General features: G+C 61.0%; 23 protein-coding genes and 1 tRNA gene. 13 read left to right on the top strand and 11 right to left on the bottom strand.

Translation table 11 applies throughout. From position 1 onward, the window contains the following. Positions 1–10: 10 nt before the first annotated feature. Positions 11–907: an adenylate/guanylate cyclase domain-containing protein gene (locus C7S18_RS09135; RefSeq protein ID WP_146151840.1), complete on the bottom strand. Its 897-nt coding sequence runs from the start codon at positions 905–907 to the stop codon at positions 11–13. 496 nt (positions 908–1,403) lie between these two features. Between C7S18_RS09135 and rapA the strand changes: the two genes are divergently transcribed. Both rapA and C7S18_RS09120 read left to right on the top strand, forming a co-directional pair. After that, positions 1,404–4,169, top strand: coding sequence for an RNA polymerase-associated protein RapA (gene rapA / locus C7S18_RS09125; RefSeq protein ID WP_338022142.1), 2,766 nt, complete (start codon positions 1,404–1,406; stop codon positions 4,167–4,169). 25 nt (positions 4,170–4,194) lie between these two features. Continuing rightward, complete coding sequence (locus C7S18_RS09120; protein ID WP_106891265.1) at positions 4,195–4,782, top strand: NfuA family Fe-S biogenesis protein; 588 nt, start codon at positions 4,195–4,197, stop codon at positions 4,780–4,782. A 31-nt stretch (positions 4,783–4,813) separates the two neighbouring features. Here the strand turns inward: C7S18_RS09120 and ampE are convergent, their stop codons facing one another. Next, entirely contained in the window at positions 4,814–5,716 is a 903-nt protein-coding gene (gene ampE, locus C7S18_RS09115) for a regulatory signaling modulator protein AmpE (RefSeq protein ID WP_106891264.1), read from the bottom strand. A 188-nt stretch (positions 5,717–5,904) separates the two neighbouring features. Between ampE and C7S18_RS09110 the strand changes: the two genes are divergently transcribed. Then, positions 5,905–7,041 carry an acyltransferase family protein gene (locus tag C7S18_RS09110; RefSeq protein ID WP_170113191.1) on the top strand — a complete coding sequence of 379 codons (1,137 nt, stop codon included), beginning with the start codon at positions 5,905–5,907 and terminating at the stop codon, positions 7,039–7,041. Positions 7,042–7,207: 166 nt separating this feature from the next. Here the strand turns inward: C7S18_RS09110 and C7S18_RS09105 are convergent, their stop codons facing one another. Beyond that, positions 7,208–7,963 carry a TerC family protein gene (locus C7S18_RS09105; protein WP_106891262.1) on the bottom strand — a complete coding sequence of 252 codons (756 nt, stop codon included), beginning with the start codon at positions 7,961–7,963 and terminating at the stop codon, positions 7,208–7,210. Between the two features lie 3 nt (positions 7,964–7,966). Beyond that, positions 7,967–8,350: a diacylglycerol kinase gene (locus C7S18_RS09100; protein WP_106891261.1), complete on the bottom strand. Its 384-nt coding sequence runs from the start codon at positions 8,348–8,350 to the stop codon at positions 7,967–7,969. A gap of 340 nt (positions 8,351–8,690) precedes the next feature. On the opposite strand from C7S18_RS09100, the gene C7S18_RS09090 reads away from it, so the two are divergent. From C7S18_RS09090 to C7S18_RS09080, 3 genes are all read left to right on the top strand, one after another. Beyond that, a complete protein-coding gene (locus C7S18_RS09090) occupies positions 8,691–9,365 on the top strand; it encodes a tellurite resistance TerB family protein (RefSeq protein WP_106891259.1) in 675 nt (224 codons plus the stop codon). A 47-nt stretch (positions 9,366–9,412) separates the two neighbouring features. Beyond that, complete coding sequence (locus C7S18_RS09085) at positions 9,413–10,414, top strand: TIGR00266 family protein (RefSeq protein ID WP_106891258.1); 1,002 nt, start codon at positions 9,413–9,415, stop codon at positions 10,412–10,414. Between the two features lie 239 nt (positions 10,415–10,653). Further along, positions 10,654–12,105 (top strand): DUF4139 domain-containing protein, encoded by a 1,452-nt coding sequence (locus C7S18_RS09080; RefSeq protein WP_106891257.1) that lies wholly within the window; start codon positions 10,654–10,656, stop codon positions 12,103–12,105. Positions 12,106–12,185: 80 nt separating this feature from the next. Here the strand turns inward: C7S18_RS09080 and speB are convergent, their stop codons facing one another. Genes speB through aptA form a run of 3 tightly spaced genes read right to left on the bottom strand, consistent with a single transcriptional unit; the run spans position 12,186 to position 15,731 of the window. After that, the gene (gene speB / locus C7S18_RS09075) at positions 12,186–13,157 is read right to left on the bottom strand and encodes an agmatinase (protein WP_206208001.1); all 972 of its coding nucleotides are present in this window, start codon (positions 13,155–13,157) and stop codon (positions 12,186–12,188) included. 50 nt (positions 13,158–13,207) lie between these two features. Next, a complete protein-coding gene (gene ald / locus C7S18_RS09070) occupies positions 13,208–14,323 on the bottom strand; it encodes an alanine dehydrogenase (protein ID WP_106891256.1) in 1,116 nt (371 codons plus the stop codon). 40 nt (positions 14,324–14,363) lie between these two features. Beyond that, positions 14,364–15,731, bottom strand: a complete 1,368-nt coding sequence (gene aptA, locus C7S18_RS09065) for an omega-aminotransferase AptA (protein ID WP_425481101.1) — start codon at positions 15,729–15,731, stop codon at positions 14,364–14,366. A gap of 249 nt (positions 15,732–15,980) precedes the next feature. On the opposite strand from aptA, the gene C7S18_RS09060 reads away from it, so the two are divergent. Both C7S18_RS09060 and C7S18_RS09055 read left to right on the top strand, forming a co-directional pair. Continuing rightward, positions 15,981–16,529 (top strand): cupin domain-containing protein, encoded by a 549-nt coding sequence (locus C7S18_RS09060; protein WP_106891254.1) that lies wholly within the window; start codon positions 15,981–15,983, stop codon positions 16,527–16,529. 8 nt (positions 16,530–16,537) lie between these two features. Beyond that, a complete protein-coding gene (locus C7S18_RS09055) occupies positions 16,538–18,040 on the top strand; it encodes an aldehyde dehydrogenase (RefSeq protein WP_106891253.1) in 1,503 nt (500 codons plus the stop codon). 30 nt (positions 18,041–18,070) lie between these two features. Here C7S18_RS09055 and C7S18_RS09050 read toward each other — a convergent pair whose 3' ends face one another. From C7S18_RS09050 to C7S18_RS09040, 3 genes are all read right to left on the bottom strand, one after another. Then, complete coding sequence (locus C7S18_RS09050) at positions 18,071–19,336, bottom strand: hypothetical protein (protein WP_146151839.1); 1,266 nt, start codon at positions 19,334–19,336, stop codon at positions 18,071–18,073. 92 nt (positions 19,337–19,428) lie between these two features. Then, positions 19,429–20,943 carry a PH domain-containing protein gene (locus C7S18_RS09045; RefSeq protein ID WP_170113190.1) on the bottom strand — a complete coding sequence of 505 codons (1,515 nt, stop codon included), beginning with the start codon at positions 20,941–20,943 and terminating at the stop codon, positions 19,429–19,431. A gap of 40 nt (positions 20,944–20,983) precedes the next feature. After that, the gene (locus C7S18_RS09040) at positions 20,984–21,532 is read right to left on the bottom strand and encodes a PH domain-containing protein (protein ID WP_170113189.1); all 549 of its coding nucleotides are present in this window, start codon (positions 21,530–21,532) and stop codon (positions 20,984–20,986) included. A gap of 367 nt (positions 21,533–21,899) precedes the next feature. Between C7S18_RS09040 and dusA the strand changes: the two genes are divergently transcribed. Together dusA and C7S18_RS09030 are read left to right on the top strand one after the other, a co-directional pair. Beyond that, positions 21,900–22,940, top strand: coding sequence for a tRNA dihydrouridine(20/20a) synthase DusA (gene dusA / locus C7S18_RS09035; RefSeq protein WP_106891249.1), 1,041 nt, complete (start codon positions 21,900–21,902; stop codon positions 22,938–22,940). Next, complete coding sequence (locus C7S18_RS09030) at positions 22,934–23,851, top strand: arginine deiminase-related protein (protein WP_106891248.1); 918 nt, start codon at positions 22,934–22,936, stop codon at positions 23,849–23,851. The genes dusA and C7S18_RS09030 overlap by 7 nt, the downstream gene beginning before the upstream one ends. Positions 23,852–23,893: 42 nt before the next feature. Here C7S18_RS09030 and C7S18_RS09025 read toward each other — a convergent pair whose 3' ends face one another. Beyond that, positions 23,894–24,694 (bottom strand): SDR family NAD(P)-dependent oxidoreductase, encoded by an 801-nt coding sequence (locus tag C7S18_RS09025; RefSeq protein ID WP_106891247.1) that lies wholly within the window; start codon positions 24,692–24,694, stop codon positions 23,894–23,896. Between the two features lie 162 nt (positions 24,695–24,856). Here C7S18_RS09025 and tpiA point away from each other — a divergent pair, with 162 nt between their 5' ends. The 3 genes from tpiA to C7S18_RS09010 all read left to right on the top strand — a co-directional run bounded on the left by tpiA (position 24,857) and on the right by C7S18_RS09010 (position 26,248). Further along, a complete protein-coding gene (tpiA, locus tag C7S18_RS09020) occupies positions 24,857–25,606 on the top strand; it encodes a triose-phosphate isomerase (RefSeq protein WP_106891246.1) in 750 nt (249 codons plus the stop codon). A 24-nt stretch (positions 25,607–25,630) separates the two neighbouring features. After that, entirely contained in the window at positions 25,631–26,137 is a 507-nt protein-coding gene (gene secG, locus C7S18_RS09015) for a preprotein translocase subunit SecG (RefSeq protein ID WP_106891245.1), read from the top strand. Between the two features lie 26 nt (positions 26,138–26,163). After that, a tRNA-Leu gene (locus C7S18_RS09010) sits at positions 26,164–26,248 on the top strand. The last annotated feature ends 31 nt before the right edge of the window (positions 26,249–26,279 follow it).

The raw sequence follows: 26,279 nt of genomic DNA, 5'->3' as shown, positions 1-26,279 counted from the left end.
TTTAGGACACTCAGCTGCACTGAAAGTACAGCACGTTGTCGGTATTGTTGGAAACCGACTGGCCCAGCGAGATCGTGCCAGCCTTGCGAAAATGGATTTCGTCACGATGCAGCCGCATTTCGTCGTCATCGCCAATGCGGACGAACGTACCGTTGGTGCTGCGATCGGTGATCGTGAAATAGCCGCGCTTGTATTCGATCGTGGCGTGGTTGCGCGAGACCCATTCGTTGTCGACCACAATCGTCGAATTGGCATCGCGGCCGAGCGTGCATGGCTGTGAGGTGGCGGAAATCTCGATGACCCGGCCCCGATAGCGGATGCTGAGCTTGGCGCCAGAACCTGGAATGTCGTCGAGGCGGATGGCACGCTGTACGGTCGTGACATTCGACAGGTCTTCCTGCCAGATGACGTCGACGATTTCGATCGGATCGAGTTTGCCGGACACGCGTATGGCGCCAAGCGACCGCGTCTTGATGGACCCGGAGTTGGTCAGCCCGCGGACGGTGCTGGCGGTTGTTACAATTTGTTCGCGTTTGGCGGTGGAGCCCATCCGGGCGGCCGTATTGACCGCATCGCCAAACACATCATTCGCCTCAACCAGCGTCTCCCCGTGGTGCAAGCCCACTCGGATCGCCAGGTTCTCTTTGACAAACAACGGGTCGTGCGCCATGCGCTTTTGCATGTCGACGGCCGCCAGCACCCCGTTCAGGGCACCAGGGAACGTACACATGATCTCGTCGCCGATGGTCTTGATGACCTTGCCCCCGTGACGGCCTGCAATGCCACTCAGGGCATCCAGGACCGCCGAAATCAGGCGGCGGGCTTCGACGTCGCCACGCAGCTCGAACAGCTTGGTGCTGCCACTGACATCGGCAAAAAGGATGGAGAGCGACTGAGTCTGAGACATGCCCGGATCATAGGCCAAAGTTTGGGCAAGCTCCACCTGCAAATTGCGAAAATCCTGTGACAGGACATGACGAGAAATGTCTGCTTGCTGATCCGTCCCCCGGCCGATTTCCGGACTTTGGCAGGGTTTTCGTCTGTTGTGACGGACTCACTGTATCCGGAACGGTTCGGCTTTCACATGCCATTAGTTCATGCCTTGGGGCCGACAACCGGTTCGACCGAATGGCGCTTGCCGGCGATATCGCGCGGGGCACGCTGAGCCAGGTGAGAGGCCATGCGCGTTTGAGCGTACGGGCTGGGCTGATTCAGGCCCCGCTGTGCGGCGCCATGCCGCCGGCGCAGGCGATCCATGCGGCGGACGGCGACAAAGTCAGAATGTCTTGCATCTTGCCCGCACTCTGACAGATGAGTTTCCGGCCCTGATGGGCGATAATGTCAGGATGCAAAAACTTGTTCCTGGTCAACGTTATCTCTCCAATGCCGAACCGGAATTGGGCTTGGGTACCATTCTCCGCCTCGACGGCCGCATGCTGCAGGTCTTGTTCGCGCGGAGCGGCACACTTCGGCAATACGCGCTGCAATCGGCGCCGCTGACGCGGGTCAGCTTCCGACCGGGGGATCGCATTAACGCGCACGGCCGGGTCTTGCAGGTCGATCAGGTCGACGAACGGGACGGCATTCTGTTTTACCGGGGCGGTGCGACCGAGTGGTCGGAATCCGAACTCGATGACCTGCAGAATGTGTCGAAGGCAGAAGACCGCCTCGCCCAAGGCCGGGTCGATCGCAATGATCAGTTCGAGTTTCGAGTGGAGGCCTTGAAGCGGCGTGCTGAAGCCCGCCGGAGCCGTGCATTCGGCCTGGAGTCTGCCCGCGTCGATCTGATCCCGCATCAGCTTCGGGTGGCGGAAATTGCGGGCGATCGACGCCCGCCCAGGGTGCTGCTGGCCGATGAGGTCGGCCTCGGCAAAACGATCGAGGCTGGCATGATCGTCGCCCGCCAGCTGGCCACGGCGCGGGCGAGCCGCGTGCTCGTCCTGGTGCCGGAGCCACTCGTTTATCAGTGGTTCGTCGAAATGCTGCGGCGGTTCAATCTCAGCTTCTCGATCTTCGATGAGGAGCGGGTGGAGGCCATTGAAGCGGCTGGTGATGGCCGGAATCCGTTCAAAGATGAGCAATTGGTCATCACGGACACCGAGTTCCTGGTCAGCTCGCCCGAGCGCGCCAAAATGGTGGTGCAGGGCGAATGGGACTTGCTGGTCGTCGACGAGGCGCATCACCTCGCGTGGTCGCCGGAGTCAGAGAGCCCTGAATATGTGCTCGTGGAGGCGCTGGCCAAGCGGGTTGCTGGCGTCGTGCTGCTGACCGCCACGCCCGAACAACTCGGTCGCAGTGGCCATTTTGCCCGTCTGCGGCTCCTCGATCCCGCGCGGTATCACGATCTCGAGAAGTTCCAGCAGGAAACCACGCTTTACGCGCAGCGCTCGAAGCTGGCCGCGAAGATTGCCGATGGTCGGGAGCTGGAAGGCGAGGACCGCCATCAGTTGCATGGTCTGGTCGGCAAGGAACGCATGGTGTCCGCAAGCCGCGACGAATTGCTCGGTGAATTGATAGATCGTCACGGCACCGGTCGGGTGATGTTCCGCAATCGCCGCGCGATTGTCGGCGGCTTTCCAGCACGTGTGCCCGAGATCGACACGCTACCCGCTCCGGCCGAAGATGACGCGTTGCGCGGCCAGTTGCTGGCCGAATTCTTGAGCGACGTCGATGTTCATGCGCACGCGTTGCCCTTGAACTACAGCAAGGACCCGCGGCTCGACTGGCTCGTGCAACTGCTGGAGTCATTACCGCAGGAGAAATTCCTGGTCATATGCCGCTCGCAAGCCAAAGTGTTGGCGTTGGAAGAGGCGCTCCGTCTGCGCAGTGGCGTGGGCGTGGCGCGGTTCCATGAGGGCATGAGCATCGTCCAGCGCGATCGCAATGCTGCGTTCTTCCAACAGGCTGACGGCGCACGCGTATTGCTGTGCGCCGAGATTGGTTCTGAGGGCCGGAATTTTCAGTTCGCCCACCATTTGGTGCTGTGGGATCTGCCGATCGACCCAGATCAGCTCGAACAGCGTATTGGCCGCCTGGATCGCATTGGTCAGAAGGGTGATGTCAACATTCATTTCGCCTGCTTCGCCGACAGCGCTCAGGCGGCGCTCGCGCGGTGGTACGACCAGGGGTTGGATGCGTTCCGAACCTCGCCCCAAGACGGGCGTGAGCTCTATCGCCGGTTTGGTGCCGAGTTGATCGATGCGGCGCGCGCGTTTGCACTGGGCCAGACCGACGCATCCGACCAGTTGGACGACCTGATTGGCCGCACGCAGGCTGCGCATGAGGAACTCGCTGCCGCGATTCAAGATGGCCGCGATCGGCTGCTGGAACTCGCCACGCAGCGCGCGGCGCCAGAAGAGCGGCTGCGGCGCGCCATGGCCGGTGCTGATCTGGATCGAACGCAGGACGATTTCATCCTCAAGTTGTTCGAGCAGTTTGGAATCGAGAACGAGGAACTGTCCGAGCGCACCGTGGTGCTCGACCCCGAATACCTCAATACTGAAGCGTTTCCAGGCTTTGAGAACGGCCCACGCCAGGCGACCTTCGACCGTTCCGTTGCGTTGAGCCGGGATGATTTGCTGTTCCTGCGGCTTGATCACCCCATGGTGCAGTCGGCGCTCGACCTGTTGCTGAGTGCCGAAACCGGGAACGCGACGTTCCTGGTCGATCCAGACCTGCCGCTTCGCAGTGCGTACCTCGACACCGTATTTGTGCTGGAGTGCCTGGCGCCGCCTGAGTTGCACGTCGATCGCTTCCTGCCGCCGCTGCCGGTGCGCGTCATTATCGATTCCCGGCTGAAGGAACACGCCGATTATCAGGCCTCGGAGGAGGCAGCGCGCCGAGCCGGCGACCTGCAACTCGATCCGGCAAAACTCCGCAAAGTATTGAGCCAGCTGGTGCCCCCGATGTTGAAGGGCGCCACCGGTGTCGCCGAGCGACTCGGGCGCCGCGAGACGGAGGCGGCGATGCTTGCTGCTGATACCGAGCTCGACGCCGAGATTGCACGACTCACGGCACTCGCCCAGATCAACCCCAACGTCAAGCCGCAGGAAATTGCGGACGCCCAGTCCGAACGCGCCGAGTTGCACGAGGTGATTCCGGCGGCCAGGCTGCGACTCGACGCCGTGCGCCTCGTCGTCAGCCCGGATTTTCTGAATTTGATGAAGTAGAGTGGCCCAAGGCTACGGAGCAGACATGCTGAACATTTCAAAGGCGGCCATCGCGCATTTTCGCAAGATCATTGCCCAGCAGGACATTGATGGTCTCGGTGTGCGCTTGTCTGCGGTTGCCCCGGGTACGGCCAAGGCAGATTGTCGCCTGGAGTTCTGCGAACCTAGCGATCTGCTCGGCGATGAATGGCAGATCGAATGTGATGACTTTTCGATCTACGTTGACCGGGCCAGCGTGCCGTTTCTGGACAGCGCGCAAATCGATTTTCAGTCGCCGACGCTCGGCAGTGGTCAGCTGACGATCAAGGCACCGAAAATCAAGGGCAACGTGCCGGGACCGGATGCCAGTCCCGAGGAGCGCATCCGCTACATCCTCGAAACCGAAATCAACACGGGGTTGGCGTCGCACGGTGGTCGGTGCTCGCTGGTCGAGTTTACCGCTGATGGGATCGTGGTCCTGCAGTTCGGCGGCGGCTGCCATGGGTGCAGCCAGGTCGAGTCCACGGTCAAACATGGCGTCGAGCGCACATTGATGGCGCAGATCCCAGAGGTCAAAGGGGTCCGTGATGTCACCGACCACGCCACGGGGCATCGGCCTTACTACAAGCGTTAAAGCCGAGCAGGGGCGCGGCGAGCCAAAGCGGCTAGCTGATCCAACCCGCCAGAACCAGCAAAGCCAGGATCGCCAACCAAAGAATCAAGACGCGCCAGACCAGCGCCATCGCCTCTTGCAGTGACAGCAGCGTGGACTTGCGCTCGAGCGTTTCGTCCTCGGCTCGCAGTGCTTCGTCTTCGGCGTCGACACTCGCCCGGGCTGCCGCCAACATGAAGCCACTGCCAGCGACAAACCAGCCTTGCCGATTGCTGATGTGAAACTCGCGCCACGCATTGATGGCGGCATCGAAATCGGCAGCCAGTGCCAAACCGAATGTCATCAGTTGCGCGGCCGGCCAGTCGAGCAGTGCGACCACCTTGTCCATGCCCTGGGCGTGGGCCTGACCGAGACTCGCCCGCGGCATGGCGCGTTCGCTGGCAGTCTTGGCCAATCGGTAGAGCAGGGCGCCGATCGGACCCATCAGCAGAAACCAGAACAGCACCCCGAACCAGCGGCGCAGGGCAGCCAAAAAGACCTGATCGACGATCGTCTGACATTCGAGCGGCAGGGACGGGCTTGGCGGCTCTTCCGGAAGCAGTTGCAGCGCAGCCGTGCGTTCCTCGCGACTCCCCGCGTGCATCAAGTGATCCACGTCCTGGTCCAAATCTCTTGGGCCCCAGCACCAGAACAGCACCAGGACTGAAAACAGAAACTCTGGCAGACCCCAGCCCCAATCCTGTACCAGCCACTGCACCAGGCCGCATAGCAACACCGGTACACCAAGTGAAAACACCGATCCGAACGGGCCGGACCAGGCGTTGGCATTGAAAAACGGATTGAAACGGCCGCTGAGATAGGCGTCAAACCAGCCGAACTGACGCAAGTGAGCCAGCGCGGGGACGGCGTGGCTGAGCGTGAGGGCGAGTATGACGGCGAGCAAGACAATGGCCATTGCCCTGATTTTAGTGGGGCTTTTGCGAATTGCTATCAAAACTTTCGGCATGTGCAACACACATCGCGTTCACGCGGATACCAAGCGTCGCCCCGAACCGCTACAGTCGCCTGCCTACGCCTCGCGCGCTGGTCATCTTGTTCATGCCCGAAATTGCCCCAGGGAATTTGCTCCCGTACGTTTTGATCATGTTGGTCGCAATGGCATCGGCACGGCTGCTGGCCCGCTTCATGCCACCACCACTGCCGGGCATTCCGAACGGCATGCTCGACGCTTTTCGCGGTTACCTGGCGGTTGGCGTGTTCATTTGCCACGCGATGATCTGGCATGCGTTCCTGAAGACCGGGCATTGGCAGGAGCCGCCGTCCCGCTTTTACACCCAGATTGGTCAGGCAGCGGTGGTGCTGTTCTTCATGATCACGGCGTTCTTGTTTTACGGCAAGGTTCTGGACAGCCACATTCGGCCGATGGACTGGACCCGGCTGTTCCTGTCGCGCGTACTGCGCCTGGTGCCCGCCTACTTGCTCGCCGTGGTGCTGTTGTTCGTTCTCATGGCAGTGATCAGTGCGGGCGTGCGTCGTGAGCCATGGTCGCAATTGGCCAGAGAGGCCGGGCACTGGTTGTTTTTCACGCTGCGGAGCGATCCGCCCATCAATGGTGATGCGAACACCAAGTTCTATGTCGCCGGCGTAACTTGGACGCTCGTCTATGAGTGGTATTTCTATCTGACGTTACCGGTTCTCGCCATATTGCATGGCTATCGAACGCCGCTATGGCTGGTGGCATTCGGCATTCTGATCTGGTTTTCGTTTGGCTGGCCCTGGATCGGGCTCTTGTCCTTTGTCGGCGGGTTCATCGCGGCTTGGCTGCGTGGCGGTCGCGTCGCGCGCCTGGTCGCGGCGCATCCCAATTGGGCATCGTTGATCAGTCTTTGCGCCATGGCGGCCACCGTCAGCGTGTTCCCCGGTTCGTTCTCGTGGTGGCCGAATCTGCTGCTGACGATCGCCTTTGTGCCGATTGCCCTTGGCGCGGATTTGTTCGGACTCCTCCGCCGGCACAGTGCCGAGGTCTTGGGCACCGTGAGCTACAGCATGTACCTGCTGCATGGGCTAACGCTTTGCGTGTGGTTCTGGCTGGTCCTCGGCACCTCTTGGGCGAGCACGTTCAGCTTGAGCGAGCACTGGTTGGCGCTTGTCCTGTTGACACCGGTCCTCGTGACGCTATGTGTGTTCAGCTATCGGTTTGTCGAGCGACCGGCGATCGATGCCGTGCCGGCGTGCCTCAACTGGTGGCGCCGACAGATCGCGCGCGTCGCAAAGTCCTGACCGACGGTTGAACTTCGCCTATTTCGGGCTCCAATGAGCTAGCGTCCTGTGTGCGGCTTGGCACGCGACATCCAGCGCGCCTATCAAAAGCGCTTGGATCGGTTGGTAACTGCCGCATGCAGCCCGTTATCGGCTTGAACTGGCACTATTCGCGCTGACCAGTCAATCAGCCAGCACTGTTGTCCGCCGTCGCGGCGCGCGCCGCGTCGCGTTTTGCCTTTCTGGATTTCGCGAACAGGTTCAGGGCTTCGACCAGTGCCGAGAATGCCATCGCGCCATACAAGTAGCCGCGTGGAATCTCGTGATGCAGGCCGTCGGCAATCAAAGCCACACCCACCAGCACAATGAACGCGAGGGCCAGCATCTTGATGGTGGGGTGCGAGTCGATGAACTCGCCGACTATGTCGGCCGCGAGCATCATGACCAGCACGGCAGCAATGATGGCGGTGGCCATGATCGGGACTTGGTTGACCAGACCCACGGCGGTGATGACGCTATCGAGCGAGAACACGATGTCGATGATGGCAATCTGGATGATTACCAGCATGAATGCGTTCGGCGCGCGACCACTGGCTTCGCCATCGCTGTCTTCGGTAATTCCAGACCAGATTTCCATGCCGCCCTTGACCAGCAGGAACAAGCCGCCACCGATCAAGACCAAGTCCCGAACTGACAAGGGCAGATTGGCGATCGTCAGGACGGGCGTGGTCAGCGATGCGAGCCACGACAGCGTGAACAGCAAGCCCAAACGCGTCAGGCAGGCGAGCGCCAAGCCAAACCGCCGAGCCGAAGAGCGCTGCTCGTGAGGCAGGCGGGACACTGCAATCGAAATGAACACCAAATTGTCGACACCGAGCACAATTTCCAGTGTGGCCAGCGTCAATAGGGCAAGTAATGCCTCAGGGGAAAACAGAATCTCCACGCGTCAACTCATCAGCCTGGGCCAAAGCACTGCACCCCAGATGGCGAGCACGTTCAGCATGGTCAAAAACACTGCCGCCGAGCCCATATCCTTGGCGCGGCCTGCAAAGATGGCGAATTCCGGACTGATCCTGTCGACGACCTGTTCGATTGCCGAATTCAGCAACTCGGCGGCGAGCACCAAGAACAGGCATCCGACCAGCAGCGCCTTTTCGAGCGGCGTCTGGCCGAGCCAGAGCGCCAGTGGGCCGAGCACGATCAGACAGTAGACTTCGAGGCGAAAGGAGCTCTCAATCTTGAAGGCGATCGCCAGCCCCTTGCAGGACCACATGAACGCACGCCAGATTTTCCCCGGACCACGGGGTAGTACGCCCTGATTATCGGCCATGTCGGAATCTGCTGGATGCGCTCGAAATCAGACGGTGAAAGGAAGAAAGCCCGGAAACTGCGTCGTCTATGATGCCTTGCGAGAGCCCGCGCAACAAGCCCCAGCTCTGGCGGATCTGCGTTTGTTCACCGGCCTTGGCGCGCGAATGTCGGCCAATCGGCGGTCGCTGGCTTGGTCTTTCACGCATCACCGCGCTGGCAAGTGGCGCGCGCACCGGGCACATTGCGCGGCAACCGGCCACAACGCCGGTGGCATTCAGGCGGGTTCCTAGCCCGAAAGTCATGCTTGAAAATGGCGGATTTGCCGACAAAACGACCGAACGATCCAAGGAGACCAACTCGTGTTTGATCCCGAGAAGTTGCTGGCAGGGATGGTGGGCGACGCGCTGGGCGGCATGTTTGGTGGCCGTTCACGCAAGAAGAAATCTGTGTTCCGCACCGGCAACCTCGGCGGCAAAGCGGCGTTGGGCTTAGGCGCATTGGGGGTCGCGATGGCTGCCTATGAGCATTTCCAACAGCGATCGCGGCAGCCGACCGGATCGGCACCGATGCCGATTCAGCCCGGACCCAGGGCTTTGCCGCCCGCACCGGCTTCGCTGATCCCGAGCAGCCCGGCAGCCATGCCGCCGCCACCACCGGCCGCAGTCGATTTGACCCGATTGAACGACGCCGAGCAGGAGGCAGTGCTGCTGGTGCAGACCATGATCGCAGCGGCACACGCTGATGGTCGGGTTGATGCCAGCGAGCAACAGCGGATTTTGGCGCGCGCCGAGAGCTCCGGACTCGATACCGCGACGTGCTTCTTCTTGAAGGGCGCGCTCAATCAGCCCATCAGTCTCGACCAGATCGCCGCGCAGACGCGTCCGGACCAAGTTGACGAAGTCTATGCTGCCGCGCTCCTTGCAATGGACGCCGACACCGAGGCCGAGCGCGCGTTCCTTCGGCAGTTGGGCCAAAAGCTCGGCATGGACGACGCACGTCGATTGGCGATCCACGAAGCCTTGCAGCCAGTCTGATACCTTTCTTCGTCTCTCATTCGCTTTCAAGAACTTAGGAGTCGTTCATGTCGCAGTGGTATCTCAGTTACAACGGTCAGCAGATTGGCCCGCTTGATCAAGCCGCTGCGGTGCAGCAGGCGCAGCAGAATCCGAACGGATTTGCGTGGCGCCAAGGCTTCGCGGAATGGCTGCCCATCAACCGGATCGCCGAACTGAGTCCCGGGTCGTTGAGTGTGCCGGCCCCACCAGCGGCGGGTGGGCGTTCGCTGGCGGACGTGATCGACTACAAGATCGTCGGCCATGAAATGCAGTTCGTCGAAATCGAGCTCGACCCGGGCGAGAGCGCGGTCGCCGAGGCGGGATCGATGATGTACAAGGACACGTCGATCCGCATGGAGACGGTGTTCGGCGATGCGTCGGCGCAGAGTCAGAGCAGTGGCCTGATGGGCAAGCTGATGTCGGCGGGCAAGCGGCTGATCACGGGTGAAAGCCTGTTCACGACCGTGTTCACCCATGGCGGCAACGGCAAGGCGCGGGTGGCGTTTGCGGCACCTTATCCGGGCACGATTCTGGCGCTACCACTCAGCAACTATCATGGGCAGATCATTTGCCAGAAAGACTCATTCCTGTGCGCTGCGCGCGGTGTGTCGATCGGTTTGTTCTTCCAGAAGAAGGTCATGACTGCCCTATTTGGTGGCGAGGGCTTCATCATGCAAAAGCTGGAGGGCGACGGCCTCGTCTTCGTGCATGCCGGTGGCTGCGTGGTTGAACGGGAGCTTGCGGCAGGCGAGCGCATTGAAGTCGACACCGGTTGCGTGGTCGCGCTGACCTCGTCCGTGCAGTTCGACGTGGTGCCTGTGGGTGGCGTCAAGTCGATGCTGTTCGGCGGCGAAGGCGTGTTTCTGGCTCAGATGACCGGCCCAGGCCATGTGTGGATGCAGTCGTTGCCGTTTTCGCGGATGGCGGGTCGCATGTTCGCCGCGGCATACCAGCGTGGCGGCAGCAAGGAAGAGGGCTCGGTGCTCGGCGGTCTGGGCGGCCTGTTGTCGGGTGATCGCGACTTCTGAGCGAATTCCTTTGATTCGTCGACTGAGCGCCCGGCATGCCCGGGCGCTTTGCATTCCGGTGTCGCGTCAACAGAAGCTGAATGGCTTTGACCCGGATCACGGCGTCTTCCGTTTGAGCTGCCAAGATCAGATCATTGCCGCACGCTGTTGCTGATCGAAGCCCCCAAACCTGTAAATGGAGTTGCTCGATGTCTCAGACCCTTCGTCCCCTCGCTACCGCACTTGGAGTTGCTCTGGCCATGTCCACCGCTCAGGCTGCCAATCCCGACTACTCGCTGACCATTTACAGTTCGGCGCAACCCGGCCAGATGAACCCGCAGGCGCTGCAGAACTACGGCGTGTCGCTGCCCGGCTATGCTCTGGTGCGCGACCGCCGGGAATTGAGCCTGCAGCAGGGGCGCGGCGCACTGCGCTTCAGCGATGTCGCGTCACAGATTGATCCGACCACCGTCAACTTTGCCTCGCTTACTGACCCGGCTGGCACCCGCGTCATTGAACAGAATTACGAGTTCGATCTGGTCGATGGTCAGAAGCTCCTGAACCGCTACATTGGCGAAAAGGTCAGCGTCGATCAGATCCAAGGCGACAAGATGGAGCGGATCACCGGCACGTTGCTGTCGGCGAGCAACGGGCTGATCCTGATGAAGGAAACGGGCGAGGTGCTGACATTGACGCACTATGCCAACGTGCAGTTTCCGTCGCTGCCGGGCGGCCTGATCACCAAACCCACACTCGTTTGGCTCGTCGATGCGAAGCGCGGTGGCAAGCACGACGCGCAGGTGTCCTATCAGACCACCGGCATGACGTGGTGGAGCGACTACAACGTGATCCTGAGCGGCACCGAGGACAACTGCAAAATGGACTTGTCGGCCTGGGTGACGATCGTCAACCAGTCGGGCGCGAGTTTCCCCGAAGCCGAACTCAAACTGGTGGCAGGCGAGGTCAACCGTGCACCCGCCGCGCCGCAACCGGCAATGGTCGGCATGATGCGCGCGAAGACCATGGAACTTGCGTCGGCCGCCGCCGACACGTTCCAGGAGGAGAGTCTGTTCGAGTATCACCTGTACAAGCTTGGCCGCCGCACCGATCTCCCGCAGAACTCGACCAAACAGCTGGAGTTGTTCCCGGCGATCGTCGGTTCGACTTGCAAGCGCGAACTGGTGTTTACGGCGAGTGAATTGCCTTACCGCTGGTGGGGTCCGCTGACCGATCAAGGGTATAACGCCACCCGCGAGGGCGAGGTGGGCGCGTATCTTGAGTTCCAGAACAAGGAAGCCAACGGCATGGGCATTCCGTTGCCGGCCGGTCGCGTGCGCGTCAACCAGGCGGCCAAAGACGGGAGCCTGGAATTCATTGGCGAGGACTTGATCAAGCACAAACCGCGCAACGAAGATGTGCGGATCAAGCTCGGCAAGAGTTTCGATGTGGTTGGCGAGCGCAAGCAGGTCGATTTCCGCATCGACACCGACAAGAAGTGGCTGGAAGAAACGTTCGAGATCAGCATCCGCAATCGAAAGCAGGTCGCGACCAAAGTGGTTGCACGCGAGTATCTGTATCGCTGGAGCCAGTGGAACATCACCCAGAGCTCCAGCACTTACGACAAGAAGGACGCGGCGACGGTTGATTTCCCGCTCAATATCGCAGCCGATGGCGAGGCCAAGGTTCGCTACACGGTTCGCTACACCTGGTGATTGGTCTGGCGATGGCGCTGTCGATTGGGCCGGTGTGCGCCGGCCCGGTTGGAGCCTGCTCGATTGCCAATCGCGCCGACCTACCGGTCTGGTCGCGTACTGGCGACCACCGCCAGTAGCTCCTGCGCGATACTGGCGCCTGCAAGTGCGGTGATCATCGCGTGGTCGTAGGCGGGCGCAACTTCGACCACATCCATGCCCACCACGTTCAGCCCAGCGAGGCCGCGGATCAGACTGAGTGCCTGATGCGTATTGAAGCCGCCGCAGACGGGTGTTCCAGTACCAGGCGCGTAGGCCGGATCCAGGAAATCGATATCAACGGACACATAGCAAGGCGAATTGCCGACGCGCTGATGGATGGCGGCGATGGCTTCGGCGATGCCGCGCTCATGCAACATTGGGCTGTGCCAGACCTCATACCCATGGGTCTCGGCATGGTGAGTGCGCATGCCAAGTTGGATGGAGCGCTGGGGTGCAACGACCCCTTCGCGTGCTGCGTGATAGAACATCGATCCGTGATCAATCCGAAACTCGGCCTCGGCCCAGGTGTCGGAATGCGCATCGAAGTGGACGAGCGACAGCGCGCCATGATGTTTGGCCAGGGCCCGCAACAGTGGCAGCGACACAAAATGATCGCCCCCCAATGCCAAGGGCAGCACGCCAGCTGCGAGCATTGGCGCCACTTGCGATTCGATTTGCGCGGGAATGGTGTCCGGTTTGCCGGCGTCGATCAGCAGATCGCCATAGTCGATGACATGCAGCCGATCGAGGGGATCGAACGGCCAAGCGTAAGGTTGGCACCACGCCAGTGATGCCGACGCTTCACGCATGGCGCGCGGCCCGAAGCGCGCACCGGGGCGGTTGGTCGTCGCGAGATCAAACGGCACACCAAAAACCGCCACGTCCACGCCAGTCAGATCTTTGCTGTAACGCCTGCGCAAAAAGCTGAGCGTGCCGGAAAACGTCGGTTCCGACTGCGTGCCGTAAGGGCTGGCACGCGTCCAGGCCTGATCTATGCGCGCCGGCATCCAACTGGGTGGGTCTTGGCTCATCGCAGATACAAAAAGGGCGACCTGTGATCAGGTCGCCCAGTCAGGTTGGCTCAGGAGGTCAGGGCTTTCGCCGCGGGCACATAGTCGTAACTCAAGTCTCTGGCCACGGCTTCGTATGTGATCATACCCTTGTGCACATTCAGTCCGTTCATCAGGTGCGGGTCGTCGAGCATGGCCTGTTTGCCCTTGTTCGCCAATTGCACCGCGAAGGGCAGCGTGGCGTTGGTCAGCGCGAACGTTGACGTGCGGGCCACACCACCCGGCATGTTCGCGACGCAATAGTGGATGATGCCGTCCACTTCGTACGTGGGGCTCTGATGGGTCGTCGGCTTGCTCGTCTCAAAGCAGCCGCCCTGATCGATGGCGACGTCGACCAGTACTGAGCCTGGGCGCATCATCGAAAGGTGTTTGCGCGACACGAGTTTCGGCGCCGCCGCACCGGGGATCAACACTGCGCCAATCACCAGATCCGTGATCGGCAGCAGGTCTTCGATCGTATCGATCGTCGAGTAGAGCGTCGTGATCTTGTCGCCGTAGAGTTCGTCCAGATACTTCAGGCGATCGAGCGAGCGATCGAGGATCGTCACCCGGGCATTGAGGCCCATCGCCATGCGCGCGGCATTGATTCCGACGACGCCACCGCCAATTACCAGCACTTCTGCCGGCTTGACGCCGGGCACGCCGCCGAGCAGCACACCCGAACCGCCTTGCGCGCGCTCCAACGCATGCGCACCGGCTTGGATCGACATACGGCCAGCGACTTCGCTCATGGGGGCGAGCAAAGGCAGGCCGCCCTTACGATCGGTTACCGTTTCATAGGCAATTGCGGTGCAGCCGGATTTGATCAAACCCTCGGTCTGTGCGGGATCGGGCGCAAGATGCAGGTACGTGTACAGCAACTGACCTTCACGCAGCATTGCGTATTCGACCGGCTGTGGTTCCTTGACCTTGATGATCATCTCGGCGCGTTTGAAGATCTCTTCAGCCGTGTCGACGATCTCGGCACCAGCGCGCTCGTAGAGCTCGTTGGTGAGACCAATGGCCTTGCCGCCGTCTCGTTGTACCAGCACGCTGTGGCCGTGCGAGATCAACTCGCGGGCGCCAGCCGGCGTCAGACCAATGCGGTATTCATGGTTTTTGATTTCCTTCGGTACACCAACGATCATTTCAGCCTCCCGGGGCTACAGATGCAATAAGCGGCGCGGATTATGCAGTTTCGCGAATGGCTTCGGCGAGTATTCCGAAGATCCGATCGATATGGTTCTTTTCGAGAATCAAAGGCGGTGACAGCGCAATCACATCACCGGTGACGCGGATGAGCAGGTCCTTGTCATGGAAGCAAGTGGTGAACACATCATAAGCGCGCGCGCCCACGGCGCCAGGTCGTGACGACAGTTCGATCGCGCCGATCAGGCCAAAATTGCGGATGTCGATGACATTCGGCAACCCACGCAGTTCGTGAATCTTCTGTTCCCAATAGTCACCCAGTTCGATGGCTTTCTCGAACAAGTTCTCTTCGGCGTAGACATCAAGCGTTGCCAACGCCGCCGCACAGGCCAGCGGATGTCCGGAGTAGGTGTAGCCGTGAAACAGCTCGATTGCGCCTTCCGGGCCATTCATGAACGTATCGTGGATGGCATTTGATGCGAACACGGCGCCCATCGGCACCGAGCCGTTCGTCAACCCTTTGGCGCACGTGATCAGGTCTGGCGTCACGCCAAACCGCTGCGCGGCAAAGGCTTTGCCGACGCGACCAAAGCCGGTGATGACTTCGTCGAAGATCAGCAGGATGCCGTGCTTGGTGCAGAGTTCGCGGAGCCGTTCGAGGTAGCCCTTGGGCGGAAGCACCACGCCGGCGCTGCCCGAGATCGGTTCGACAATGACCGCGGCAATCGTGCTCGGGTCATGCAGCAGCGCAATGCGTTCCAAGTCCTCGGCAAGCTCGATTCCGTGTTCTGGCAAGCCTTTACTGAAGCCGTTACGGGCGATATCCAGCGTGTGCCGCATGTGGTCGACGCCCGGCAGCAGTGGACCGAAGAACTTCCGGTTGTTGGGCAGCCCGCCAACCGAAATGCCACCAAAGCCGACGCCGTGGTAACCCTTCTCGCGCCCGATGATGCGCGTGCGCTGCCCTTCACCCCGCACACGATGGTAGGCCAGGGCGATCTTCAGGGCCGTATCGACCGATTCGGAGCCGGAGTTCGTGTAGAACACATGCTTCAATGGATCCGGCGCAATGGCCGCCAAGCGCTCGGCCAGCAGAAAGGGCAGTGGATGACCCATTTGGAAGGTCGGCGCAAAGTCCATGGTTTCGATCTGCTGACTCACGGCGGCCGTGATCCGATCGCGGCCGTGACCGGCATTGCAGCACCAGAGCCCGCCGGTGCCATCCAGAATTTCGCGGCCGTCGACCGAGCGGTAGAACATGCCCTTCGCTGAGGCGAGCAGACGCGGCTTCTTCTTAAACTGACGATTGGCCGAGAACGGCATCCAGAATGCGTCCATCTTGTCAGGCTGGCTGGTGGCCACCTGGGCATAGTGCTCGTGCAGGGATTCGGTCATGACAGGCTCCAGTTGATGCTGGGCCGGGACGCTATCAGTGTTGAAGAAACTTGACAACCGGCGGCATTGGCGTCCGCTGGCTCAGGCCAGGGTGGCGCGGTCCTCGTTTGACGCCAAAGCGCGGGCACCTGCATGATCAAGCCGGTCCTATTGCCGGTTTTAGCGCCGCATTTGCAAGCTTGGCCACGTGTTTCGAGTCAAGCGATCGTTTGACCCCAGCTCGGTCAGGTGTTAATTATTTCGCATCACTCTGGAGGTTCTGTGGACATCGGTATCCGTCTGATGGCGGTGCGCAAGGCCAAAGGCCTCAGTCAGCGCGAACTGGCGAAGCGCGTCGGCGTGACCAACAGTACGATTTCGCTGATCGAACAGAACAAGGTGAGTCCGTCGATCAGTTCCCTGAAGAAGGTGCTCGACGGGATCCCCATTTCGCTCGCCGAGTTCTTCACCCTTGATCTGCCCGATGAGGCAGCGGACGACCCGTTCTACGCACCCGAGCAAATGCCCGACCTCGGCAACAATGACATCCACTACTACCTGGTTGGGCAACGCCGGAAAAACCGGCAGATGTGCATTTTGCGCGAGGTCATGCCGCCTGGCTCCGATACCGGCGACACCATGTTGAGCCACGATGGCGAGGAAGGCGGCGTCGTGGTTCAGGGTAAAGTGGAAGTCACGGTTGGCGATGTCGTCCGCGTTCTCGGTCCGGGTGAGTCGTACTACTTCGAAAGCCGCAAGCCGCACCGATTCCGCAATGTTGGCAAGGGCCCGGCCATTCTGGTCAGCGCTTCCACACCACCCACTTTCTGAGGCAACCCATGAGCAAGAAAACCTTTGCAGACTGGCTGGAATTGGCGGGCAAAGTCCGTATTCCGAATCTGGCACTGATCAATGGCGAATGGGTGCCGGCGCGCTCAGGCAAGCAGTTCGCGTGTCTGAGTCCGATCGACGGCAGGGTGCTCGCGCAGGTGGCCGATTGTCAGGCCGAAGACGTCGAACGCGCCGTGGCCGCTGCACGCGCTAGCTTTGAATCGGGCGTCTGGTCCAACACCAAGCCCGTCCATCGCAAGAAGACGTTGATCAAATTCGCGCAACTCCTGGAGCGCGATCGCGACGAACTGGCGCTCCTGGAGTCGCTGGACATGGGCAAGCCCATTGGCGATGCGCTTGCAGTCGATGTCTCGGCGAGCATTCGGTGCATGAGTTGGACAGGCGAGGCCATCGATAAGGTTTATGGTGAGGTTGCCGCAACGGGCCCGGATGAACTGGGCTTGATCACGCGCGAACCGCTTGGCGTGATCGGCGCGATCGTGCCGTGGAACTTCCCCATGCTGATGGCGACGTGGAAGATTGCGCCGGCACTAGCCACCGGCAATTCAATCGTACTGAAACCGAGCGAAAAGTCGCCACTCACAGCGCTCAAACTCGGCGAACTGGCGCTCGAGGCGGGGATCCCACCCGGTGTGTTGAACGTGCTGCCAGGCTATGGCAAGACCGCTGGCGAACCACTCGCGCTGCACATGGATGTGGATGGGCTCGTATTCACCGGTTCGACGCTGGTGGGCAAGTATCTGCTCGAATGCGCTGGCCGCTCGAACATGAAGCGCGTGTACCTGGAATGCGGCGGTAAGAGCCCGAACATTGTCTTTGCCGATGCGCCGGACTTGGACAAGGCCGCTGAGGCGGCCGCGATGGGTATTTTCTACAATCAAGGCGAAGTCTGCACGGCGGCATCCCGGCTGCTGGTGGAGCGCTCAATCCACGATGAGTTTGTTGCGCTGGTTGCCAAGGCGAGCCAGATCATGAGTCCGAAGCATCCGCTGGACCCGAGCACCAGCATGGGCGCGATGGTCGATGAAGGGCAGACGCGCCGTGTGCTCAGCTATATCGAGCGCGCGCAACAAGACGGTGCGGCGCTCGTGCACGGTGGCGCGCGCGCCGAGCCGGTCGCAAATGGTTGCTACATCGAGCCGACGATCTTCAAGCATGTTGCGCCGACGCACACGATCGCGCGCGAAGAGATCTTCGGCCCGGTTCTGGCTGTGATTCCGTTTGACGACGAAGCACAAGCGCTGCGCATCGCCAATGACACCGAGTACGGTTTGGCGGCGGGCCTCTGGACGCGCGACATCACGCGTGCCCACCGCGTCGCGCGCAAATTGCGGGCCGGCAGCGTCTGGGTCAACTACTGGGATGGCGGCGACATGACGGCGCCGTTCGGTGGCTACAAGCAATCCGGCAACGGGCGTGACAAGTCGCTGCATGCGTTCGAGAAATACACTGAGGTCAAAGCGACTTGGATCAATCTGGCTGATGGTTGATTCGCGTCCGGACTCGGGTCCTGAGTGGTTTCAGAGGCTCCAGAGCGAGGCTGGTTCTTCTGCTGATGACCGCGCGCGCCAAAGCCGTATCAACTGACGGACCGCGCTAGTCAAAAATGCAAGACTCGTCAACCAGCCCAGAAGCAAGCCCCACCAAATAATTGGCGGGACGGGTTGTGGCTGTTGCGCGCGGCTTGGCAGCGGCCGCGTCATCACGAACAACAGCGCAGATTCCCCCAGATACGGCGCGTCACTCAGGTTCGACAGGAGTCTTGGGCCCAACATGGTGCCGTCCGGTGTTTGCCAGGCGAGCGCCAAGCCTTCGGCCGCGAGCGCCACGGCGATATCGGTACGGTTGTTCGCTCTGGCGGCGGCTAGGCCTAAGGCGCTCGCACCGACACCAAAACCGAGCACCATGGGGCCGGCATCAACCTCGAACTCATACAGATGATCGATTCGGCCCAGCCGAAACTCCCGGAACCCAGCGATACCAAAGCGTTCCTGCCAAAACTGCTGCTGATAACGCTCGAACCAATCCGTTGCACGCTCCGGCCAGAGCTCAGGTGCAAACGCGAGCATCGCACTTTGGCCTACGCCGCGGGCTGGTTGCCAGGGTTGCCCGGTCTGCCAATCAACCAGATACCCAGGAAGGCCGGTTGCCGGATCAAGCACGGGACCGGAGAAGGCGCGCCAGCTCTGCGCCACGAACGCTTCGAATGGGAGTTCCAGTCGTTGCATGGTCCGTTGAAGCGCGGCGTAGGCGAGCAGGATGTCAACGGGATAGGTCTCGTGGGGATAATCCTCCAGAAGCCCTGTCGGCGAGCGCGCCAACTCAGCACTGAGACCCAATACCTGCTCGCGCAGTAACGACTGGTAGTGAGGGTTGCCCGTCAGTCGCTCATAGCTGTCCAAGCCGGCAATCAACATCATCCGGTAAAAGAGATTCTTCTCGTGCAAGTAGTCATCGCCCCAATGGCGCTGGACCCAGTCCGCTTGCGTTGGATCCGCGAGCAATGCCGCGCCCGTTTCGAGACATGCGTGGGCAATGTCGACCGGTGCGGGACCCGAAAATTGGCGTGTTTGCCAGTCCCGCTGCAATTGCTCCACCGACCAGAATAGGAAGACGGTGCCGAGTAACGGCCACTCTGTTCCCGAAACATCGCCGAGCGACAGTGACGCAGCGCGTTTGCTCTGGAGTCGCTCTCGGGCCCAATCGGGATAACCACGGCAAATGGATTCCAGATTCCGGTAGCTCGCCATTGGCACGGCGCCACGCCGGAATTCGGGATCAAACACGGTCCGAGTGGTAACTGCTAGCGGGAAGCATGCGAACCACAACAGCCCGATGATGGCCGCAAGCAGCAAAATAGAGCGGGGCAGACGCTTGTTCAGATGCCGGTCTCCGATGCCAGTTCGCTCGGTATCGCGGCAGGGGCTGGTGCAGCGACCGGAGCGCAATGCTCCAACAAACGCGCTCGCAACAGGGCTGCGAGTTCGCGCGCGGTCGCTTCGGGAAGGTAGGGCACCAGAACGGGTTGACCGAACGAATCGGCCCCCATGGTGTCGATGTTGAGCGTGGCCATGCCAGCGCGACGGTCGAACGGTGAGCGTTGAATGCGGATGACCTGGATTTTGTCGATGGGCAGGATGACGGTCTGCTGCTCGAACCAGCCACTCCGCCAAAAGAAGTAGCGATCGGTGATGGCGTAGCGACTGAAGCGGGCAAAACCGCGTGCTTCGGCAATGCTCCAAACCGGCAGAATCCAGAGCACGAGTCCAAACCACGATACAAACGTCGCAAGCAGCGCGGGCATAGACCTGATGATGGCTGGCCAGCGGCATCGCCGAATCCACGCCCGTGGGTGCAGTGGCTGCCAGTTGAGCGCGGTGTCCTGACTGCCCGGCGCGAATTCGCCCAACAGCTGTTGGACTTGTTCCGGGCGCGCCAACGGCGCCAACCACTTGACTCGGGCGTGTTCGTCGGCAGCCTTGACGGCGCCCCCGCCAGCAATATCGACCTTCAGCATCTCTCGGTTGAACCGCCGAGACAGCCAGGTGCTGCGCTTCAGGAACAGCTGAATGCGTTTGGGGCGTGCACTTGCGCGCACACGCGACAGTAGTCCCGCTTCAGTACTCAGGCGTTCGCCGTGCTGCGTCAGCTGAAAGCCATGAAATTGCAGCAGTGCCAGGATGACGGAGAGCAACCGCATGCCGGCCATCAGCGCCAGCAACACGAGCACGGCAGGCACAATCGTATTCCAGAACAGGTCTTTGCCGTGCACGGCATCATTGAACCAAGGGCCAAACCATTTCGCGCCAGTTTTGATCCAGTTGTTGGACCAGCCCGGGCCAAACTGTGACCAAAGCGCAGCCGCCGAACCAATCAACAGCATGCCGCGATTCGAGATCAGGCCGAGCTTGATCACCTCGATCGTTGGCAGTTGCAGCAGCGTGTCCGTCTGCTCTGTGCTTAAGGCGGCGCTGTCGCCGACCGGGGCGTGCGCTTGACCTTGCCGACGCAGCAGCAGTTCCAGCGCGCGGGCATCAGCAAGTTTTAGCACCCGCATGCGGGCCTCTGGTTCCTGGCCGCCTGCCGACTCCAACGTCAGCTCCGTAACGCCGAACAGACGGTGCAACACATTCTGTTTCTGGACGACGTTCTGGATCCGGGCAAACGGAATATGACGCTCTGTCCGATCCAAAAGTCCCTCGCGAATTACCAGTTCGTCGCGATCGACCCGATAGCGATAAAAGAGCGAATGCACGAACGCGTAGGCGGCCGCAAACACGGCGCCCAGGGCAGCCCAAAGTTCCCAAGAGTTGCCCTTGCCCAGAAACAAAAAAATCAGCAGTGGCAACAAGAACGGGCGGAGCTGGGTCAGCATCGCGAACAACCAAGACATCGGATGCAGCCGGCGCTCCTCACCAAGCAAGATAGAGGACTCAGGCGCCATCGCTGCCTGCCTGTCGATCCAACAGTTCGTCGCGCAGCCGAATGGCATCGTGGCGGAACAGGCCGCTTACCGTGACCTTTTCAACGTGGGTACCCGCCGTATGCAGACTGAGCGATGCCATACCCCAGCTGCGATCGAGCGGCCCTTGATTGACCTCGGTGTGTTGTATGCGCGAACGCGGCACAAACGTTTCGGTGTGCCAAAACACGCCGCGCTTGACCAACAGGCCATCGCTCAATTGCGACACTGCGTAGTGCGCGTGTTCGGCTTGGCCAAAGCGGATACCGAGCCAGATGCCGACGGCGATGGCCAGCGCGATCAACGCTGCGGCGGCGAAACCGAGATGCAGCAACACGCTGAGCGCAATGCTCGGACCGGTCAGCAGCAAGGCAAACCAGAATGCAGCGCCGACGCATGCCATCAGTCGCTCTTTGGGATGAATCAACACCGGCCCGAGCACCGCGCCTGGCTCGGCCGGCGCGCTGATTGGGTCCGATGCTGGCGCTTTTGTGCCGGAGTTGAGCGTCTCGTCGTTCATGTCTGTGATCCCATGCATTTGCTTAACTCAGAACCAAGCGCTGAGTCTTTGCCGCAAGGGTCCTGAGCTTTGTGCTGAACGTCAAGGCGCAGGTGTCATCTTTTGGTGGCTTCAGATGCGTGAATCAGTGCGAAGCCGGTACTTGAATCTGGAGCGATAAGCCTAGGCACGTGCCGGACTGATTGCAGGTCTGAGTGTTCGCGGTGGACTCATCGTGACGCGCGCCACCGCAACACCCATTTGGCGGCTTGGACTTTCCGGTCGGTCCTGGGACAATGGAATCCGATCCGGGTGCGCCTGCCCCCGGCCGCAATCACCCATTAACCAGCGTCGCGATTCGATTCCGGCCCAGGCCTTGCTACCTGACATGAACACCGCCCCAAACCCCTGGCGCTTGTGCGTCGCGCCGATGATGGATTGGACGACGACCCAGTGTCGGGTGCTCCATCGTCTGTTGTCGCCATCGGCACGGCTGTACACGGAAATGGTGCACGCTAACGCGGTGCTGCACGGCGATCGGGCGCGTCTACTGGAATTCTCGGCTTCCGAACATCCGCTGGCGCTCCAACTGGGCGGCTCGGATCCGACGACATTGGCTGCCGCCACGCGTATCGCGGTCGATGCCGGTTTCGATGAGGTGAACTTGAATTGTGGTTGTCCGAGTGACCGGGTACAGAGTGGTCGATTCGGGGCGTGTTTGATGTTGGAGCCGGCGCTGGTTGCAGATTGTTTTCGCGCGATGCAGGATGCGGCGGGTGGTGTAATTCCGATCACCATCAAATGCCGGATCGGCGTTGATGATCAGGACGACGATCACGACTTTCAACGGTTCATCGATACCGTCGCCGCTGCGGGTTGCTCGGTCTTTATCGTGCATGCGCGCAAGGCTTGGCTGAAAGGCTTGAGCCCGAAAGAAAATCGCGAGATTCCGCCGCTGAATTATCCGCGCGCGTTCCGGCTCAAAGCCAACCATCCGGAATTGACCGTGGTGCTGAATGGCGGCCTCACCACGGTGTCATCTATGGCGGCCGCATTGGATGAGCTCGACGGCGTGATGCTCGGCCGGATCGCCTGGCACGAGCCCTATGTTCTGGCTCTTGCAGAGCAGGCGCTGATGAATCCGGCTTTTGAGCCGCCGAGCCGCGAGCAAGTCGTGCGCGAATATGCGCACTACGTGTCGACGCGGTTGGCGAAAGGCGAGGGTATCGCCCATTCGATCCGGCCATTGCTTGGCCTGTTCCAAGGCCTGCCCGGCGCGCGGAGCTTTCGGCGTGTACTGAGCGACGGTGCACCGAAGCCGCAAACCGACCCGATGCTGTTGTTTCAGGCGTTGGCGGCCGTGACCTTGACTCAGGCCATGACGCCGCCGCCCAAGCCTACTGACCCGAGGGATGCCGCCGGATGGTAATTCGCGACGCACGCCACTGGACCCACGACTTCGCACAACGCTCGCCGGCAACCGACTGGGGCAAGCCAGCACCGGATGCGGCGTTTTTGGTCAGTCCGATCGGCTTTGCCAAGGCCTTGGAATCGGCTCAAGACAACGTCTATATGGCAGATTCCGGATACGACGCCGAACGGGCATTGGCGCAACACGCCGATGTCGTGCGCGTCCTGCAATCGATCCTTCCGGTTCACGTGTTCCCGGGTTCGCCTGAGACGCCCGATGCCGTGTTCCCGAATAACGTCTTTGCGTCGGTGCCCGGTCGCTTGATCATTGGCGCCATGAAGCATCCGGTACGGCAGCGAGAATCCCATCGGCATGACTTGCCAGCATGGTTTCGCGACGACCTCGGGGTTGAGGTCGTGCGGATCGATGCGCCCGGAGTGGTTGCTGAGTTGACTGGTCCGTTGATCATTGACCGCGCGCGCGGACTTGGCTATTGCGGGATGAGTGAGCGAGTCAACGAGGCGGGCCTCCTGGCCATGCATGATGCCTTCCGCTTGCGCGCCACGTTTGCGTTTCCGCTGCTGCCAACCGAGTATCACACCAACGTGGTGATGTCGGTGTTGGCCGGACGGGCACTGGTGTTGCATCGCGCGTCGCTCGCAAATTCCGACGATGCCGACGCGATCGCTGCGCTCTACGGGGACGCCGTGATCTGGCTGAGTGACGAAGAAAAAGCCGCGTTTGTTGGTAACTGCCTCGCAGTGTCGGATCGGCACGTCATGTTGAGTGCCGCAGCCGACACCGCGTTGCGACCCCAGTCGCGCGCCAAATTGGCGGCATTCGGTTTTACGTGTGTGCCGGTCGCGATTGATGAAATCGAAAAGGCCGGCGGCAGTCTGCGCTGCTGCATTGGCGAGATTTACCGCTGAGCGCCTTCGCAAAGTGTCGCGAGCAACCCAATGGTCCGGGCGCTAATCCTTGGTGATTCGAAATCGCCGTGACTGGCGCGCAGAAAAGGCGCGGGCGAGCCGGTCGGGCATCGTGGTGACCACTGCCTTGATCAATCGGTTGTGCCAGCCATTGATGTAAACGATGCGGTCCTGCTCGATGGCTTTGAGGCCTTCGCGGACGACGTCTTTAGCCTGCATCCACAGCCATTTGGGCATTTTGCTGACGAGCGGTCGCGAGCCATTGCTGTCGTGGAATTCGGAGTACGTGAATCCCGGGCAAAGCGCCAGCACCCGCACGCCGTGCGAGCGATTCTCCTGCGAGAGCGATTCACTGACTTTGACCCAGAATGCCTTGCAGGCGCCGTAAAGGGTATGACCGTCCGAGCCCGGCATGAAGCCGGCCAGCGACGCGATATTGATGATGCGCCCGCGGCCACGGGCACGCATCCCGGGCAACAGGCCATGAATCAGTGCCAACGGGCTCGTCATCATCACCTCAATGAATTGCCGGTGCGTTGCCATGGGCTCGGAATGGAAGCGCCCAGGCAAGCCATAGCCGGCATTCTGGACGAACAAGTCCACCGGCCAGCCGAGTTGCAGGACGTCGGCGAGCAGACGCTCGACGTCGGCTGGCACCGCCAGATCAGCGGCAATGCAATGGACTCGAATGCCGTGCTGGCTGCTGAGTTCGTTGGCCACCGCTTGCAACCGGTCAAGCCGACGCGCCGTCAGGATGAGGTCGTGGCCGCTGGCGGCCAATTGCCGGGCAAACTCGGCGCCGATACCAGCCGAGGCGCCTGTGATCAATGCAGTCTGGGTCATGACAAAGAATCTTTGCGACGTTGAAGGCCGAGGAGGCTAGCAGAGGGTTGTCGTGCCGATGGTCTTTTCGGCCTGGAGAATGATCGGGTTTCTGATCCGGATTGGCGGCACGTCCACCAACCGATATCATGTCCTGATCGATCCTTCAGACGCGAATCGCCCATGCGACGCAAATTGGTAGCTGGTAATTGGAAAATGTTTGGCAGTCTGGCGCGCAACCAGGCGCTGGTGACCGATGTGTTGGCGGGATTGCCCCAAGGCAACTGTGAAGTCGCCGTATGCCCGCCATACGTCTACTTGGCCCAGGTGGCGCAACTGACCGCCGGTTCGCGGGTTCAGCTGGGTGCGCAGGACCTCAGCCCGAAGGCAGAAGGGGCCTATACGGGCGACGTCGCCGGTCCGATGTTGAAAGAGCTCGGCGCCACCTTGGTGCTGGTCGGGCACTCCGAACGGCGGCACGGTCATGGTGAGAATGATTCGCAAGTCGCTGAGAAGTTCGTGGCGGCCCAGGCACATGGCTTGTTGCCCGTCCTGTGCCTGGGCGAGACCCTGGCAGAACGTGAGGCCGGCGAGACCGAATTGGTACTCGCCCGTCAACTCGATGCGGTGACCCAGCGCGCCGGAGTTGCCGCGTTGGCGAATGCCGTGCTGGCCTATGAGCCGGTCTGGGCGATTGGCACGGGTAAAACGGCCAGCCCTGAACAGGCTGAAGCGGCGCATGCATTTCTCCGTAGCAGAATCGCCAAACAAGATGCTATGATTGCGGACTCGCTACGGATTTTGTACGGCGGCAGTGTCAAAGCCGGCAATGCGGAAGCGATTTTTGCGAAACCGAATGTTGATGGTGGTTTGATCGGTGGCGCCTCGTTGGTGGTTCAGGAGTTCCTGAGCATCATTGCGGCAGCCCGGTAAGCCAGGCATCAGAGGCTGAGATTCATGGAAAAGTTTTTGCTGGCGCTTTATGTGGTCGTTGCGATTGCGATGATCGGCTTTATTCTGATGCAACGCGGACCTGGTGCGCAGGCCGGTTCTGGCTTCGGTTCCGGCGCGTCCGGCACCGTGTTCGGTGCGCGCGGCTCGGCCAACTTCTTGTCGTCGAGCACCAAGTGGCTCGCGATTGGATTTTTTGCAATCAGCATCGGCATGGGCGCGTTCATCTCGCGTTCGCGCACAACGACTGGCCCGGATCTGGGCGTGATGGCGGCAGAAGTCGCTGCGCAGAAAGCGGCAGATGCACCGAAGGCTGACGCCAAGCCGGTCGATCCGACTGTGCCGGCGCCAACGGGTGCAGCGACGGATGCATCCGTTCCTGCGGCAACGCCTGCTCAGACGCCTGCTGCGGCTCCTGACGCAACGGCACCGGTTGCCATCGACGTCGCCCCGGCGACTGCAACGGCTCCCGTTGAGGTCGAAAAGAAAGATGCCGAGGGCAGCCAAAACTGATTGAACGCGCTATAATTAAATCCTGTGCCCAGGTGGTGGAATTGGTAGACACACTACCTTGAGGTGGTAGCGACGTAAGTCGTGGAGGTTCGAGTCCTCTTCTGGGCACCACTTATTCCAAAATGAAGCCGCGTTGCGGCTT

This window comes from Ahniella affigens (genome assembly GCF_003015185.1).
Classification (GTDB): Bacteria; Pseudomonadota; Gammaproteobacteria; order Xanthomonadales; family Ahniellaceae; genus Ahniella; species Ahniella affigens.
This window is presented reverse-complemented; position numbering and strand designations above follow the sequence as displayed.